Here is a 14,298-nt window from a genome sequence, read left to right as displayed (position 1 = left end):
CAGCTGACTGTCAATGACGAAGCCAGCTCGCTAGAGTGGCCTCATGGAGTGGCTTGACGTGGACACCGAGCTGTGTCCGGTACAGCGGACCCTGGACGTCGTCGGCGAGAAGTGGACCTTCCTGATCCTGCGCGACGCCGCGAACGGCGTCCGCCGCTTCGACGAGTTCCGCCGCCACCTGGGCGTCTCCGAGGCCGTCCTCAGCACCCGCCTGCGCAAGCTCCTCGACAGCGGCATTCTGCGCACCGAGACCTACCAGGAGCCGGGCGCCCGGACCCGCCTCGAATACCGCCTCACCCGCAAGGGCTGGGACCTGTGGCCGGTCCTGATCGCCCTCCGCCAGTGGGGCGACACCTACGCCGGCGAGGAGCCGGGCCCCGTGCTGGACCTACGGCACAAGGACTGCGGAGGCGAGGTCCGGGTGGCGGTGGAGTGCGCGGACGGCCACGGGGAGCTGGGACCCCGGGAGGTGAGCGCCAGACCGGGGCCGGGAGCGCGAGCCCGTTAGGCGAGGGGGTCAGAGGCCGAACTGGGCGTACATCTCCGCGACTTCACCGGCGAGCGCGCTCTTGGCCCAGCGGGTGGTGTCGTCGGCGAGGACCTCGTACGCGTCGGACTCGACGCCGTCGAAGGCGGCGGTGACGATGTCCTTGGGGGTGGCCTTGGGGACGTCGAGGCCGTCGGTCATGTCGGTGTCGACGTAGCCCATGTGCAGTCCGGTGACCTGGATGCCGCGCGGGCGCAGGGCGAGGCGCAGGCTGTTGGTCTGGGACCAGGCGGCGGCCTTGGAGGCGCTGTAGGTGGTGCCCTCGGCGAGCCAGGACAGGACCGAGTGGACGTTCAGGACATGGCCGCCGCCGTTGCGTTCGATGACGGGGACGAAGGCGCGGGCGGTGTGCAGCGGGCCGTAGAAGTTGACCTCGAACTCGCGGCGGATGTCGTCCAGCGGGCCGTCGAGGACGCTCGCGCCGACCGCGATGCCCGCGTTGTTGACGAGGACCGTGACGTCCTGGGCGGCCTGCGCGGCGGCGGCCACCGAGGCCGGGTCGGTGACGTCGAGGGCGAGCGGGACGGCGTCCGGGTGGGTGACGGTGCGGGGGTCGCGGGCGGCGGCGTAGACCTTGGCCGCGCCGCGTGCGTACGCCTCCTCCACCAGGGCTTTTCCGATGCCTCGGTTGCCGCCGGTGACGAGGACGACGGAGTTCTTCAGGGTGGTCACGGGGGTCTCCAGAGCAGCGGGAACAGGAGGGAAACCGATCGGTTTCCGCACAACTCCCTCACCATAAACCGACCGGTTTCCGTTGTCCAGCTCATTGACGCGACCATGCCGCACCTTTAAGTTCTGGCCGAAGTTACGAACTGTGTTCGAAATTACGGACAAGGGACGGTCTGTATGCCTCGGATGTATCGCGGCCGGAATCTTCTGGTCTGCGTGCTCGCGTTGCTCGGCCTGCTGTTCACCACCGCCCAGCCGGTGTCCGCGGCCGACGGCCGCCCGTACACCAACCCGCTCAAGTCGTCGAAGGGCGCCGACCCCTGGCTGGAGTACTACGACGGCAACTACTACCTGGTGACCACGACGTTCACCGGCATCCTCGGCATCCGGAAGTCGCCGACCCTCGCGGGCCTCGCGACCGCGCCGAACATCCAGGTCTGGTCGGACACCACGTCGACCCGCAACACCAACATCTGGGCCCCCGAGCTGCACTTCCTGAACGGCAAGTGGTACCTGTACTACTCGGCGGGACAGAGCGGCGTCGCCTGCTGCGACTCGCAGCGCACGCACGTCCTGGAGAGCTCCGGCACCGATCCGCTGGGCCCCTACACGTACAAGAACACGCTCACCGGCTCGAACCTCACGCCGGGCGGCTGGCTGATCGACGCGACCGTGCTCCAGGCCGGCGGGAAGCTGTACCTCGTAGGAAGCGGTTTCAGCAACGGCAGTACGCAGAGCCTCGTCATCGCGCCGATGACCAACCCGTACACCCTGGCCAGCAGCACGTTCAGCATCATCTCCAGCCCCACGCTGAGCTGGGAGACGTCCGGCGCCCCGGTCAACGAGGCGCCCGAGCCGCTTTACCACAACGGGCGGACGTTCCTCACGTTCTCCGCGAGCTACTGCCAGACCGCCGACTACAAACTCGGCCAGCTGGAGCTGACCGGCTCCGACCCGCTGAGCGCCTCGTCGTGGACGAAGAAGCAGACGCCGGTCTTCCAGCGCAGTGACGCGAACGGTGTCTACGGCCCCGGTCACAACGGCTTCTTCAGCTCGCCGGACGGCACCGAGAACTGGATCGTCTACCACGCCAACTCCTCGGCCTCCGGCGGCTGCGGCAACGGCCGCACCACCCGCGCCCAGAAGTTCACCTGGAACGCCGACGGCACCCCGGACTTCGGCACCCCCGTCGCCCTCGGCACGACCCTCCCCGGCCCGTCCGGCGAGACGGCCGCCACCCCCACCGCGTACACGCTCGTCAACCGCAACAGCGGCAAGTGCCTGGACCTCAGCGGGAGTTCGAGCGCCGACGGGGCCAACGTCCAGCAGTGGACGTGCACCGGCGGGGCCAACCAGAAGTGGCGCGTCGAGGACCTCGGCGACGACACCAGCCGGCTGGTGAACGTGGCGAGCGGCAAGGTCCTGGACACCGCCGACTGCTCGACGGCCGACGGCGCGGACCTGCGCCAGTGGTCGTGGCTCAACAACCGGTGCCAGCGCTCCCGGCTGGTGTTCACCGCCACCGGGGACTACGTGCGGATCGTCAACGAGAACAGCGGCAAGGTCGCGGACGTCGCCGACTGCGGGACCGCCGACGGGACGGACGTCCGGCAGTGGACGTGGCTGAACAACACCTGCCAGCAGTGGCGCCTCGTGCCCTCCTCCTGACTCCCCCTTTTTTTGGAGAACTCCCTTGAGACGTAACGCCGTACGGCTGCTGACGGCCGTACTCCTCGCCCTGGCAGGCGTGTTCGCCGGCCTGACGCCCGCCCAGGCCGCCGTACCGGAGTCGCCCGCCGTGACCTACACCAACCCGATCGCCGAACAGCGGGCCGACCCGCACATCTTCAAACACACCGACGGCTACTACTACTTCACCGCGACGGTCCCCGCCTACGACAAGATCGTGCTGCGCCGGGCGACGACCATCCAGGGCCTGTCCACGGCCCCGGAGGTCACCATCTGGACCAAGCACACGAGCGGCGTGATGGGCGCGCACATCTGGGCGCCGGAGATCCACTTCATCGACGGCAAGTGGTACGTGTACTTCGCGGCCGGGGCCACCAATGACGTCTGGGCGATCCGGATGTACGTCCTGGAGGGCACCGGCGCGAACCCGCTGACCGCGACCTGGACCGAGAAGGGCCAGATCACGACCACCTGGGAGACGTTCTCCCTGGACGCGACCACGTTCGTCGTGAACGGCGTGCGCTACCTCGCGTGGGCGCAGCGCAACCCCGCCGAGGACAACAACACCAGCCTGTTCATCGCGAAGATGGCCAACCCCTGGACGATCCAGGGGACTCCGGCCGAGCTGTCGCAGCCGACGCTGTCGTGGGAGACCATCGGGTACAAGGTCAACGAGGGTCCGGCGCTGATCCAGCACGGCGACAAGGTGTTCATGACGTACTCGGCGAGCGCGACCGACGCCAACTACTGCCTGGGCATGCTGACCGCGTCCGCGACGGCCGACCTCACCAACCCGGCGTCCTGGACGAAGAGTTCGACCCCGGTCTTCCAGAGCAGCGCCGCGACCTCGCAGTACGGGCCCGGCCACAACTCGTTCACCGTCTCCGAGGACGGCAAGTCGGACATCATCGTCTACCACGACCGCAGCTACAAGGACATCACCGGTGACCCGCTGAACGACCCGAACCGCCGCACCCGCGTGCAGAAGGTGTACTGGAAGGCCGACGGCACCCCCGACTTCGGCATCCCGGTCGCCGACGGGGTCACCCCGCAGCGCCTGTCCTCGTACAACTTCCCGGACCGGTTCGTCCGCCACTACGACTACCGGGCCCGCGTCGACGCGAACGTGTCGCCACTCGCCGACTCGCAGTTCCGGATCGTCACCGGGCTCGCGGGCAGCGGGACGGTGTCGCTGGAGTCGGCCAACTTCCCCGGCTACTACCTGCGTTCGAACAGCGCGTTCGAGGTGCGGGTGGAGAAGAACGACGGGACGGCCGCGTTCGCGTCCGACGCGACGTTCTACGGCCGGGCCGGGCTGGCGGACTCGGCCGGGGTGTCGTACGAGTCGTACGGCACGCCCGGCCGGTATGTCCGGCACTACAACTACCTGTTGTACGTGCAGGCGTTGAGCACGGCGACGGACCGGGCCGACGCGACGTTCTACCGCCAGTGAGCGGGTGTCGTCAGAAAGTGACGGTCCAGCCCTCCTGATCCGCCTGTGCCGAGGTGTACGAAACGCCGTGCACCTTCAGGCCCTTGGTGTCCAGGAGGGTGATCTCGCCGCCGGTGTTGGGGAGTTGGGCGCCGCCTTGCAGGGGAACCGGCAGGGTGGCGCCCGCCGCCAGCTCGCCCCGCGGGACGGGGGTGGTGTTGCCGACGCGGTCCACCAGGCGCCAGCCGGTGAGGTCGAGGGGGTCCGGGGAGGCGTTGAGGAGGGTGACCTGCTCGGGTTCGGGGGCCGGGCCGCGCGGGTTGACGAGGGCGGCGACGATCCGGACCGGCCGGCTGTCGGGCTTGGGGCGGGTGCCGTCGGTGTCCTTGAGGACGTGGCCCGTCACGTCGTCCGTGTGCCATGCCTGGCTCTGGAACGCGAGGAAGATCGCGATCCAGCGGTTCTCGGCGGGGAAGTGGATGAGGAGGCCGCCGTCCTGCCAGACGCCGTCGTCCTTCTGGAAGCGTTTGCTGTTGCCCTGGTTCATGTGGATGTCGTGGACGCCGTTGCCCGGCAGGAAGCCGAACACCTTGTCCTTGACGCCGGTCTCCGGGCCCCAGCGTTCGCCGAAGACGTGCAGGCGGGCGCCCTCGGTGTCGATCGCCCGGCTCACGTAGTGGTCGAGGAGGTCGGCGAGGTCGTTGTCGGGGCCGCTCACGTCCGGCGGGAGGGTGCGGAGGTCCGCCGGGTCGAAGAGGTTGCCCCGGACGAAGTCCAGGTTCGGGCCGCCGGGGCCCGCCGGGAGCTTGGTCCAGCCGGCGGTCAGGCCGGTGAGGCGGGTGGTGACCGGGTGCGTGAAATCGTCGTCCACCAGGTAGAGGAGCTCCGAGGGGCGCTCCTGGGAGAGGACGTTCACGGAGACGCGGTAGTGCGTGCCGGACTCGTCCGCGAGGTGGATCTGGTAGTGGGGGCTGTCCGTGCCGCCTTCGCGGCGGGTGTCCACCGCACGGGCGATCAGGACGCCATAGGTCTTCAACGGCATGAGTGATCAACTCCCCCGAGGGGCGGGCGGATTGCCCGTCTCTGCGGTGATGGTAGAGGTATGGCGTCCTTGATCACCGGGTTACCCGGACACCGTGGTCGCCCTACGATCGGCGCGTGGTCACCTTCGAACTCGTCCGTACGGTCCCGCTCTCGCCGGAGGAGGCGTGGAGCCGGCTCACCGCGTGGCATCGGCACGGCGATGTCGTCCCGGTCACCCGGGTGACCGTCCGAACACCCGCGCCCACCGGCGAGGGCACGGTCTTCGTCGCCCGCACCGGCGTCGGCCCCCTCGCATTCGACGACCGCATGGAAGTAACGGTCTGGCAGCCCCCTTCCCACACCACCCCCGGCCTCTGCCGCCTCGAAAAACTCGGCCGCGTCGTCCTCGGCTGGGCCGAAATCGAAGTCCACCCCGGCCCCGGCGGCCGAGCCCGAGTGATCTGGCGAGAGGAACTACGCATGCGGTTTCTGCCGAGTTTCCTCGATCCGGCGGTGCGGGTGGTGGCTCGGAGGGTGTTCGGGAGGGCGGTGAATCGGTTGCTGCGGGGGGTTTGAGGGGGCGGCTGCCGCCGGGGAGGTGGGCGGGGGCTGAAGGAGAGCGTGGGTGGGTTGACGCCGGGGGCGGGGGCTGTGGGGGGGCACGGGCGGGCAATCGTCAGGGGCGGGGGCTGTGGAGAAGGCGCGGGCGGGCAATCGTCAGGTGTCGCAGGAAGAGCGCGTATGGCCAGCCGCGGGAGGGGTCGAGCTCGCTCCCGCGAGATCAGTCGGGCACCGCAGGGGGATGAGTGGGCGTCGCAGGGGTGTGGGGGCGCTGCGAGCGGTACAGGCGAGGGGTGCGGGAAGGCGCCGCGAAGGGTATGGGTGGCCCTGCTGCGGAGGGGACGAATGGCCTGTCACGATCGGGGTGCGGGCGGTGGGCGATACCCCGGCCGCGAAGTGCCGAGTGCGGGGGCGGCAGCTCCGGGAGGTGAGCGCGGTGGACGAGGAGACCTCTGTCCGGCACGCCGGATGGGAGGAGCGCTTCGCCTCCGGCAACGGTTTCCGGGAGGCCGGTTCGGAGGAGATGCGGCGGCTCAGCGAGGCGGCACCCTGTCCCGGCCACACCTCCTGTCCCGCCCACGCGCCCTTCCCTGGCCACGCCTCCTACTCCGGCCACGCCCCCCACCCCCACCGTGCCCTCGACGTCGGCTGCGGTCTCGGGACGTACGCAGCTCTCCTCGCCTCCCTCGGCTGGGAGACCCTCGCGGTCGACTGGGCCGAGTCCGCCGTCGCGGCCGTCCGGGACCGGTACGCAGATCTGGAGCCCCGGCTCAGCGCACGCCGCCTCGACTTCACGGAACCCGCCCGTACGCTGCCTCGTGGGGTGTTCGGGCTCGTCACCATGCGGCTCGTGCTGGCGTTCCTGCCGGACAAGGCGGCCGTCGGGGAACGTGTGCGGGAGTTGCTCGCGCCGGGCGGGGTGTGGCTCGTGACGACGCCTCTCGCGGAGCGACTCCCCGAGGCCCGACGGGCCATCGGGCTGGCGGCGGAGGACGTCTCGACGTTCACGGAAGGGTGGGCCGAGGGGGCCTGGTACGACCTTGAGGCGGGCGGGCTGCGGTGCTTCGTCCTCCGGAAGGAGCGGGCGGCGGAGCACCCCCGCTGAAGGGCCCCTCTCCGATCACCGCCCGCGCTCCGGGCTCCACTCGTAGACCCCCGTCCCTGTGCTGACGACTTCGCTGGGCCAGGTCCGCCGCACCTGCCGCAGATACTGCTGATGCCTGTCGGCCCAGTCGTCTTCCGGGCGGATGCCCAGGTCCGCGGTGAGCCGGTCGGGATCGTGGACGGTCACCGACAGCCAGCCGTCGTCGTGCGCGTACAGGGTGAGGCTCAGGCCGCGGTCGCCTCCGATGCGGGCCTGCCGCCCCGGGGCGATGCCGGACAGGTCCCGCTGCCAGTCGTCGAGGTCGTGCGGGGAGAGGTAGACCTCCAGCCGAGCGTCCACGAAACTCGCGGACACCAGCACGTCGGCGCGCAGGATGTCGTGGCCGGTCAGGACGCCCGGCTGGAAACGGCCGGTGACACGCACGACGCAGCGGTTCCCCTCCGCGTCCTCCAGGCGGATCAGATCCACCGGTACGGAACTCGTCATCGCGGTCTCTCTCCCGGCTACGACGCGTCCTTCACCACCCCCAGCTGCCGTGCCAGCCAAGTAGGAACACCCCCCAGCAGCTGGAACAGCCTCCTCGCCTCCTCGCGGAGGCGGGACGCCTCCGGTTCGTCCTCCGCGTCCGCCAGGGAGGCGAGCGCGGGGGCGGTGCCGACGAGGTAGCCCAGTTCCTCGCGCAGGCGGAGGGACTCGGCGAAGCCGTGGCGGGCCTCGGGGAGGTCGCCGTCTCGGAGGGCTAGGCCCGCGAGGTGGCGCCAGGTGAAGGAGAGGAGCAGGGTGTCGGAGGCTTCGGCGGCGGCCGTGTGGGCCCGGTGGTAGGCCGCCCGGGCGGACTGGGGTGAACGCGCGAGGTTCTCGGCGAGGAGCCCGCGACGGAAGTCGAGCAGCGCCCTCGGCACAGCCCCCGGCGGGATCAGCGCGGCGGCCCGGCCGAGCGCGGCCCGCGCCTCGTCGGTCCGGTCCCGCACCCCGTGCAACGTGGACGAGTACGCCAAGTACCCGCGTTCACAAGCGGCGGCCCCCCGCTCCGCGTCGGAGTGCGCGAGCGCCTCGGCGACCCGCAGCGCGTCCTCCGCGTCGGCCCACCCCTGCTCCGTGTACAGACACCGCTCCACCAGCAGCGCGGCCCGCTGGAGCGAGCCGGCCGCCGTGTCGGCGGGCAGCAGCGCCGCCGCGTCCGCCCAGCAGGCACGCGACCGCAGCCGCCACACCGCGGTCTGGAGGGGATCGTCACCAGGGGTCGTTCCGTAACCAGACATGGCGGTGTGCGCCACGTTGCCCTCCCCGAGCACGCCATCGAGCTGTTGAGTGGTGGCCGCATCTCAGCATGGATCGTGGCACGGGGCCAAGGGGGTGGGTGAAGGATTTCACAAAGTCGGGGGAACTCGGTGCGCCGGGGTTTCGGCCGCTCGGCGCCGGGTTCCCGCCCCGGCGCCAACTCACCGGCGCCTCACGCCACTTCACCGATCCCTTGCGCCGCTTCGACGAACGCGCGTCAACTCATGCGCAGGGCGAGGAAGAAGTCCAGCTTGTCCTCCAGCTTCGCGAGGTCACGCCCCGTCAACTGCTCGATCCTGCCCACCCGGTAGCGCAGCGTGTTGACGTGCAGGTGGAGCCGGGAGGCGCAGCGGGTCCAGGAGCCGTCGCAGGCGAGGAACGCTTCGAGGGTCGGGACGAGTTCGGCGCGATGACGCCGGTCGTACTCGCGCAGCGGGTCCAGGAGGCGGGCGGTGAAGGCGCGCCGGACGTCGTCGGGGACGAACGGCAGGAGCAGGACGTGCGAGGCCAGCTCCTGGTGCCCGGCCGCCGAGACGGGCCCCGGCCGGGCCGCCGCGACCCGGCGGGCGTGCCGCGCCTCCTCCAGCGCCCCGCGCAGCCCCTCCGCGGAGTGGACGGCCGCGCTGACGCCCAGCGTGAGCCGCCCGTCCCCGTCGAGCCCGGCGGCGAGGGGTTCGCGCACGGCGTCGAGGAGCGCCTCCGCGAGGACGCCCGCCTCGGAGCCGTCGTGCTCGGAGGCCACCGAGGGCAGCGGTACGAGCGCGACCGCCTCCTCGCCGGTGTGCGCGACGGCGATCCGCTCGGCGGGTTCCGCCCCGGCCGTGAACCTGCCGACGAGGATCTCCTCCAGCAGGGCCCGCGCGACCTCGCCGCTCTCGTCGTCACCGCCGCCCCACTCGCCGCGTACGGCGCCGGGCTCCCGTTCGCCCCGGGCACCGCCGACGCCGTCCCCGTCCTCCGCCCGCTCCCCACGGCCGGCGCCCGGGTCCGTCCACTCCACCCGGGCCACCACCACCTGCCAGTGCGGGGCCGCGCCCACGCCCGGCAGCAGGACGGGGGCCGCGACCCGCAGGCGGGCGGCTATCTCGGGCGGGGCGGCGCCCGTCTGGACGAGTTCGAGGAGTTCCTGGGCGAGCCGGCGGCGGACCGTGCGGGCGGCATCGCGGCGGTCGCGTTCGACGGCGATGAGCTGGGTGACGCCGTGCAGGAGGTCCATGCGCTCGTCGGGCCAGTCCCCGGCGTCCGCCTCGACGGCCAGCAGCCAGTCCGACAGGGCCGTCTCCCGGATGCCGCGCGGCGCCTGGGCCGCCCGCCCGCCGCCCCGGACGGGGAACAGGGAGTACGTCACCGGCCCGACCGCGACCCGCTGGAGGCCGCGCCGCCCAGTGCGGGCCGCCGCGAGGTGCTCGGCGGCGAGCCGGGTGCGGACCTCGGCGGGCAGCGGGGTCCCCTTGGAGCCCGAGACGAGCCGCCCGGTCGGGGACAGGACCCAGGCCCGCAGGTCGAGGTCCGAGCCGAGCAGGTCGAGGACGACGTCGGGGCCGCCGCCCGCCGGGCCGGACGTCATCATCCGCCGGTGCCGGTCCACGACCGCCGCGAGATCCCCGGCCCGCTCCCCCGACACCTGCCGGACGACGTGCTCGGTGACCGTCGCGAACGACACCGACTCGTCGACGCCGAACAGCGGCAGCCGGTGCCGCGCGCAGGCCACGACGAGATCCTCCGGGACCTCCCCGAACTCCGCCGTCCCGGCCGCGAGCGCGACGACGCCGGCCTGGACGAGGTGCCGGACGAACGGCTCGGAGTCGGCGGCGTCCCGGCGCCAGGCGAGGCCGGACAGGACCAGTTCGCCGCCCGCGAGATAGCGGCTCGGGTCGCGCAGGTCGGTCGTCATCACCCCGCGGACCGTACGGTCCAGCTCGTCACCGCCGCCGAGCAGCTTCAGGCCCAGCGCGTCGGTGTCCAGCAGTGCGCGCAGCCGCATGGTTCGTCGCCGCCGTTTCCGTGTCTCGAAATCTACGATGGAGGTCGGGAATCGCTCCCTGTGTTTCCCTGTGTTTCCGTGGGAAGGCAGGGAGGTTTCCGAGGACTTCTCTTCATACGAATCTACAAGATGACCTTCCCGACCAGCCAACTCCTTCGGAGATTCGGTGACTGACCCGGTCGGCTCAGCGGCTTGTGTACTGGCGGTGATCCCCGTGAACAACATCTGAACACGACAAGATCCGGACGATGTAGGAGTGAGCCGGTCATGGACTTCCTTCGCCCCGCCAGCTGGGAGGAGGCGCTCGCCGCGAAGGCCGAGCACCCCACCGCTGTGCCCATCGCGGGCGGTACCGACGTGATGGTCGAGATCAACTTCGACCACCGCCGGCCCGAGCACCTGCTCGACCTGAACCGGATCGGCGAGCTGTACGAGTGGGAGGTCGGCGAGGACTCCGTCCGGCTCGGCGCCTCCGTGCCGTACACGCGGATCATGGAGAACCTGCGTGCCGAGCTGCCGGGGCTGGCGCTGGCCGCGCACACGGTCGCCTCCCCGCAGATCCGCAACCGGGGCGGCGTCGGCGGCAACCTCGGCACCGCCTCCCCGGCCGGCGACGCCCATCCGGCGCTGCTCGCGGCGGGCGCCGAGGTCGAGGCGGAGTCGGTGCGCGGCAGCCGCCGTATCCCCATCGACGACTTCTACACGGGCGTCAAACGCAACGCGCTCGCGCCGGACGAGCTGATCCGCGCGGTGCACGTGAGGAAGGCGGACGGCCCCCAGCAGTACGCCAAGGTCGGCACCCGCAACGCGATGGTCATCGCGGTCTGCGCCTTCGGCCTCGCCCTGCACCCCGAGACCCGGACCGTCCGCACCGGCATCGGCTCCGCCGCCCCGACCCCCGTCCGGGCGAGGACGGCCGAGGAGTTCCTCGCGGCGGAACTGGAAGAGAACGGTTTCTGGGACAACGGCCGGATCGTCACCCCGGCGGTCGCGCGGCAGTTCGCCGACCTGTGCGCCGCCGCCTGCAACCCCATCGACGACGTACGCGGCACCGCGAGCTACCGCCGCCACGCGGTCGGCATCCTCGCCCGCCGCACACTGACCTGGACCTGGGAGTCGTACCGGGCCTCTCACCGGAAGGGGGGCGTCGCGTAATGCGCGTCAACTTCACCGTCAACGGGCGTCCGCAGGAGGCCGACGAGGTGTGGGAGGGCGAGTCCCTGCTGTACGTCCTGCGCGAGCGGCTCGGGCTGCCGGGCTCCAAGAACGCCTGCGAGCAAGGGGAGTGCGGGTCCTGCACGGTCCGCCTCGACGGAATTCCCGTCTGTTCGTGCCTCGTTGCCGCGGGCCAGGTCGAGGGCCGGGAGGTCGTCACCGTCGAAGGGCTCGCGCAGGACGGGCAACTCGCGCCGATCCAGCAGGCGTTCATCGACGCCGGGGCCGTCCAGTGCGGGTTCTGCACGCCCGGTCTGCTGGTCGCCGCCGACGAGATGCTCCAGCACAACCCGAGCCCCTCGGACGCCGACATCCGCGAGGCGCTCTCCGGGAACCTGTGCCGCTGCACCGGCTACGAGAAGATCATGGACGCCGTGCGTCTCGCGGCGGCCCGGCAGGGAGAGTGACCATGTCCCGCACGACCCCCGTCGGACTCACCCAGGGCACCCGCACCAAGGGCGGCATCGGCGAGTCCACCCTCCGCCCGGACGGCACCCTCAAGGTCACCGGCGAGTTCGCCTACTCCTCGGACATGTGGCACGAGGACATGCTGTGGGGCCAGATCCTGCGCTCCCCCGTGGCCCACGCGGAGATCGTCTCCATCGACGTCGCCGAAGCGCTCGCGACTCCGGGCGTGTACGCCGTCCTGACGTACGACGACCTCCCGACCGCCGTCCGCCACTACGGACTCGAGGTCCAGGACACCCCCGTCCTCGCCCACGGCAAGGTCCGCCACCACGGCGAGCCCGTCGCCCTCGTCGCCGCCGACCACCCGGAGACCGCGCGCCGGGCCGCCGCGAAGATCGTCGTCGACTACCGCGAACTCCCCGTGATCACCGACGAGTCGTCCGCGACGGCGCCGGACGCGGTGCTCGTCCACGAGAACCGTACGGACCACCACTTCGCGCACGCCCCGCACCCCAACGTGCTGCACCGGCAGCCGATCGTCCGGGGCGACGCCGCCGAGGCGGCCCGCCGGGCCGACGTGATCGTCTCCGGGGAGTACGTCTTCGGCATGCAGGACCAGGCGTTCCTCGGCCCCGAGTCGGGGCTCGCCGTGCCCGAGGAGGACGGCGGCGTCCACCTCTACATCGCGACCCAGTGGCTGCACTCCGACCTCCGCCAGATGGCCCCCGTCCTCGGCCTGCCCGAGGAGAAGGTCCGGATGACCCTCGCGGGCGTCGGCGGCGCGTTCGGCGGGCGCGAGGACCTGTCGATGCAGATCCACGCCTGCCTGCTCGCCCTGCGCACCGGCAAGCCCGTGAAGATCGTCTACAACCGGTTCGAGTCCTTCTTCGGCCACGTCCACCGCCACCCCGCGCGGCTCTTCTACGAGCACGGCGCGACCCGTGACGGCAAGCTGACGCACGTCAAGTGCCGCATCGTCCTCGACGGCGGCGCGTACGCCTCCGCGAGCCCCGCGGTCGTCGGCAACGCGGCCTCCCTCGGGGTCGGGCCCTACGTCGTCGAGGACGTCGACATCGAGGCGCTCGCCCTCTACACCAACAACCCGCCCTGCGGGGCGATGCGCGGGTTCGGGGCGGTGCAGGCGTGCTTCGCGTACGAGGCGCAGATGGACAAGGTCGCGGCCGAACTCGGCCTGGACCCGGTCGAGTTCCGGCGGCTCAACGCGATGGAGCGGGGCACGGTGATGCCCACCGGACAGCGCGTCGACTCACCGGCGCCGGTCGCCGAACTCCTGCGGCGCGTCAAGGCGATGCCGATGCCTCCGGAGCGGCAGTGGGAGAGCAGCGAGGGCGTCGACGTACGGCAGTTGCCGGGCGGCCTGTCCAACACGACCCACGGCGAAGGGGTCGTGCGGGGGGTCGGGTACGCGGTCGGCATCAAGAACGTCGGGTTCTCGGAAGGGTTCGACGACTACTCGACGGCCCGGGTCCGTATGGAGGTCGTCGGCGGTGAGGCGGTCGCGACGGTCCACACCGCGATGGCCGAGGTCGGGCAGGGCGGGGTGACCGTCCACGCGCAGATCGCCCGGACCGAGCTGGGTGTCTCGCGGGTGACGATCCATCCCGCCGACACGAAGGTGGGCAGCGCCGGTTCGACGTCCGCCTCCCGGCAGACGTACGTCACCGGCGGCGCCATCAAGAACGCCTGCGAGCTGGTCAGGGAACGGGTGTTGGAGCTCGGCCGCCGCAAGTTCGGCTCCTACCACCCGGCTTGGGCGCACGCCGAGCTGCTCCTCGAGGGCGGGAAGGTCGTCACCGACGCGGGCGAGGTGCTGGCCGATCTGGCGGACGTCCTCGGCGACGACGTCGTCGAGCTGGAGCGGGAGTGGCGGCACCGGCCCACCGAACCGTTCGACCTGCGCACCGGGCAGGGCAACGGGCACGTCCAGTACACGTTCGCCGCGCACCGGGCCGTCGTCGAGGTCGACACGGAACTGGGACTCGTCAAGGTGATCGAACTGGCCTGCGCGCAGGACGTCGGCAAGGCGCTGAACCCGCTGTCCGTCGTCGGGCAGATCCAGGGGGGTACGACGCAGGGGCTCGGGATCGCCGTGATGGAGGAGATCGTCGTCGATCCGAAGACCGCGAAGGTGCGCAACCCCTCCTTCACGGACTACCTGATCCCGACGATCCTCGACACGCCCACGATCCCCGTCGACGTCCTCGAACTCGCCGACGAGCACGCGCCGTACGGGCTGCGGGGGGTCGGGGAGGCGCCGACCCTCTCCTCGACCCCGGCCGTACTGGCCGCGATCCGCGCCGCGACGGGCCTCGAACTGAACCGGACGCCGGTCCGGCCGGAACACCTCACCGGGACGGCCTGAC

The 14,298-nt window shown here is 71.4% G+C and carries 13 protein-coding genes; 8 read left to right on the top strand and 5 right to left on the bottom strand.

What is annotated here, in order from left to right:
- Positions 1–43: 43 nt before the first annotated feature.
- Positions 44–508, top strand: coding sequence for a helix-turn-helix domain-containing protein (locus ABZX85_RS06055; protein WP_355862855.1), 465 nt, complete (start codon positions 44–46; stop codon positions 506–508).
- Between the two features lie 9 nt (positions 509–517).
- Here ABZX85_RS06055 and ABZX85_RS06050 read toward each other — a convergent pair whose 3' ends face one another.
- The gene (locus tag ABZX85_RS06050) at positions 518–1,219 is read right to left on the bottom strand and encodes an SDR family oxidoreductase (protein ID WP_355862853.1); all 702 of its coding nucleotides are present in this window, start codon (positions 1,217–1,219) and stop codon (positions 518–520) included.
- Between the two features lie 174 nt (positions 1,220–1,393).
- Between ABZX85_RS06050 and ABZX85_RS06045 the strand changes: the two genes are divergently transcribed.
- Together ABZX85_RS06045 and ABZX85_RS06040 are read left to right on the top strand one after the other, a co-directional pair.
- Positions 1,394–2,884, top strand: a complete 1,491-nt coding sequence (locus ABZX85_RS06045) for a family 43 glycosylhydrolase (RefSeq protein WP_355862851.1) — start codon at positions 1,394–1,396, stop codon at positions 2,882–2,884.
- Positions 2,885–2,909: 25 nt separating this feature from the next.
- Positions 2,910–4,358, top strand: a complete 1,449-nt coding sequence (locus ABZX85_RS06040; protein ID WP_355862849.1) for a family 43 glycosylhydrolase — start codon at positions 2,910–2,912, stop codon at positions 4,356–4,358.
- A gap of 10 nt (positions 4,359–4,368) precedes the next feature.
- Here ABZX85_RS06040 and ABZX85_RS06035 read toward each other — a convergent pair whose 3' ends face one another.
- Positions 4,369–5,379 carry a DUF2278 family protein gene (locus ABZX85_RS06035; RefSeq protein ID WP_355862847.1) on the bottom strand — a complete coding sequence of 337 codons (1,011 nt, stop codon included), beginning with the start codon at positions 5,377–5,379 and terminating at the stop codon, positions 4,369–4,371.
- A 116-nt stretch (positions 5,380–5,495) separates the two neighbouring features.
- On the opposite strand from ABZX85_RS06035, the gene ABZX85_RS06030 reads away from it, so the two are divergent.
- Both ABZX85_RS06030 and ABZX85_RS06025 read left to right on the top strand, forming a co-directional pair.
- Complete coding sequence (locus tag ABZX85_RS06030) at positions 5,496–5,936, top strand: SRPBCC family protein (protein ID WP_355862845.1); 441 nt, start codon at positions 5,496–5,498, stop codon at positions 5,934–5,936.
- A gap of 358 nt (positions 5,937–6,294) precedes the next feature.
- On the top strand, positions 6,295–7,026 hold the full coding sequence (locus ABZX85_RS06025; protein WP_355862843.1) for a class I SAM-dependent methyltransferase: 732 nt from the start codon (positions 6,295–6,297) through the stop codon (positions 7,024–7,026).
- Between the two features lie 15 nt (positions 7,027–7,041).
- Here ABZX85_RS06025 and ABZX85_RS06020 read toward each other — a convergent pair whose 3' ends face one another.
- The 3 genes from ABZX85_RS06020 to ABZX85_RS06010 form a co-directional block, all read right to left on the bottom strand.
- Positions 7,042–7,512 (bottom strand): DUF5959 family protein, encoded by a 471-nt coding sequence (locus ABZX85_RS06020; protein WP_355862841.1) that lies wholly within the window; start codon positions 7,510–7,512, stop codon positions 7,042–7,044.
- 17 nt (positions 7,513–7,529) lie between these two features.
- Positions 7,530–8,303: a hypothetical protein gene (locus ABZX85_RS06015; RefSeq protein WP_355862839.1), complete on the bottom strand. Its 774-nt coding sequence runs from the start codon at positions 8,301–8,303 to the stop codon at positions 7,530–7,532.
- Positions 8,304–8,524: 221 nt separating this feature from the next.
- Positions 8,525–10,291, bottom strand: a complete 1,767-nt coding sequence (locus ABZX85_RS06010) for a PucR family transcriptional regulator ligand-binding domain-containing protein (RefSeq protein ID WP_355862837.1) — start codon at positions 10,289–10,291, stop codon at positions 8,525–8,527.
- A gap of 267 nt (positions 10,292–10,558) precedes the next feature.
- Between ABZX85_RS06010 and ABZX85_RS06005 the strand changes: the two genes are divergently transcribed.
- The 3 genes from ABZX85_RS06005 to ABZX85_RS05995 are packed head-to-tail and all read left to right on the top strand — an operon-like array spanning position 10,559 to position 14,297.
- Positions 10,559–11,446, top strand: a complete 888-nt coding sequence (locus ABZX85_RS06005; protein WP_355862835.1) for an FAD binding domain-containing protein — start codon at positions 10,559–10,561, stop codon at positions 11,444–11,446.
- Entirely contained in the window at positions 11,446–11,913 is a 468-nt protein-coding gene (locus tag ABZX85_RS06000; RefSeq protein ID WP_355862833.1) for a (2Fe-2S)-binding protein, read from the top strand. The genes ABZX85_RS06005 and ABZX85_RS06000 overlap by 1 nt, the downstream gene beginning before the upstream one ends.
- A 2-nt stretch (positions 11,914–11,915) precedes the next feature.
- The gene (locus tag ABZX85_RS05995; RefSeq protein WP_355862831.1) at positions 11,916–14,297 is read left to right on the top strand and encodes a molybdopterin cofactor-binding domain-containing protein; all 2,382 of its coding nucleotides are present in this window, start codon (positions 11,916–11,918) and stop codon (positions 14,295–14,297) included.
- The last annotated feature ends 1 nt before the right edge of the window (position 14,298 follow it).

The sequence above is a fragment of the Streptomyces sp. NPDC004539 genome, assembly GCF_040610055.1.
Classification (GTDB): domain Bacteria; phylum Actinomycetota; class Actinomycetes; order Streptomycetales; family Streptomycetaceae; genus Streptomyces.
This window is presented reverse-complemented; position numbering and strand designations above follow the sequence as displayed.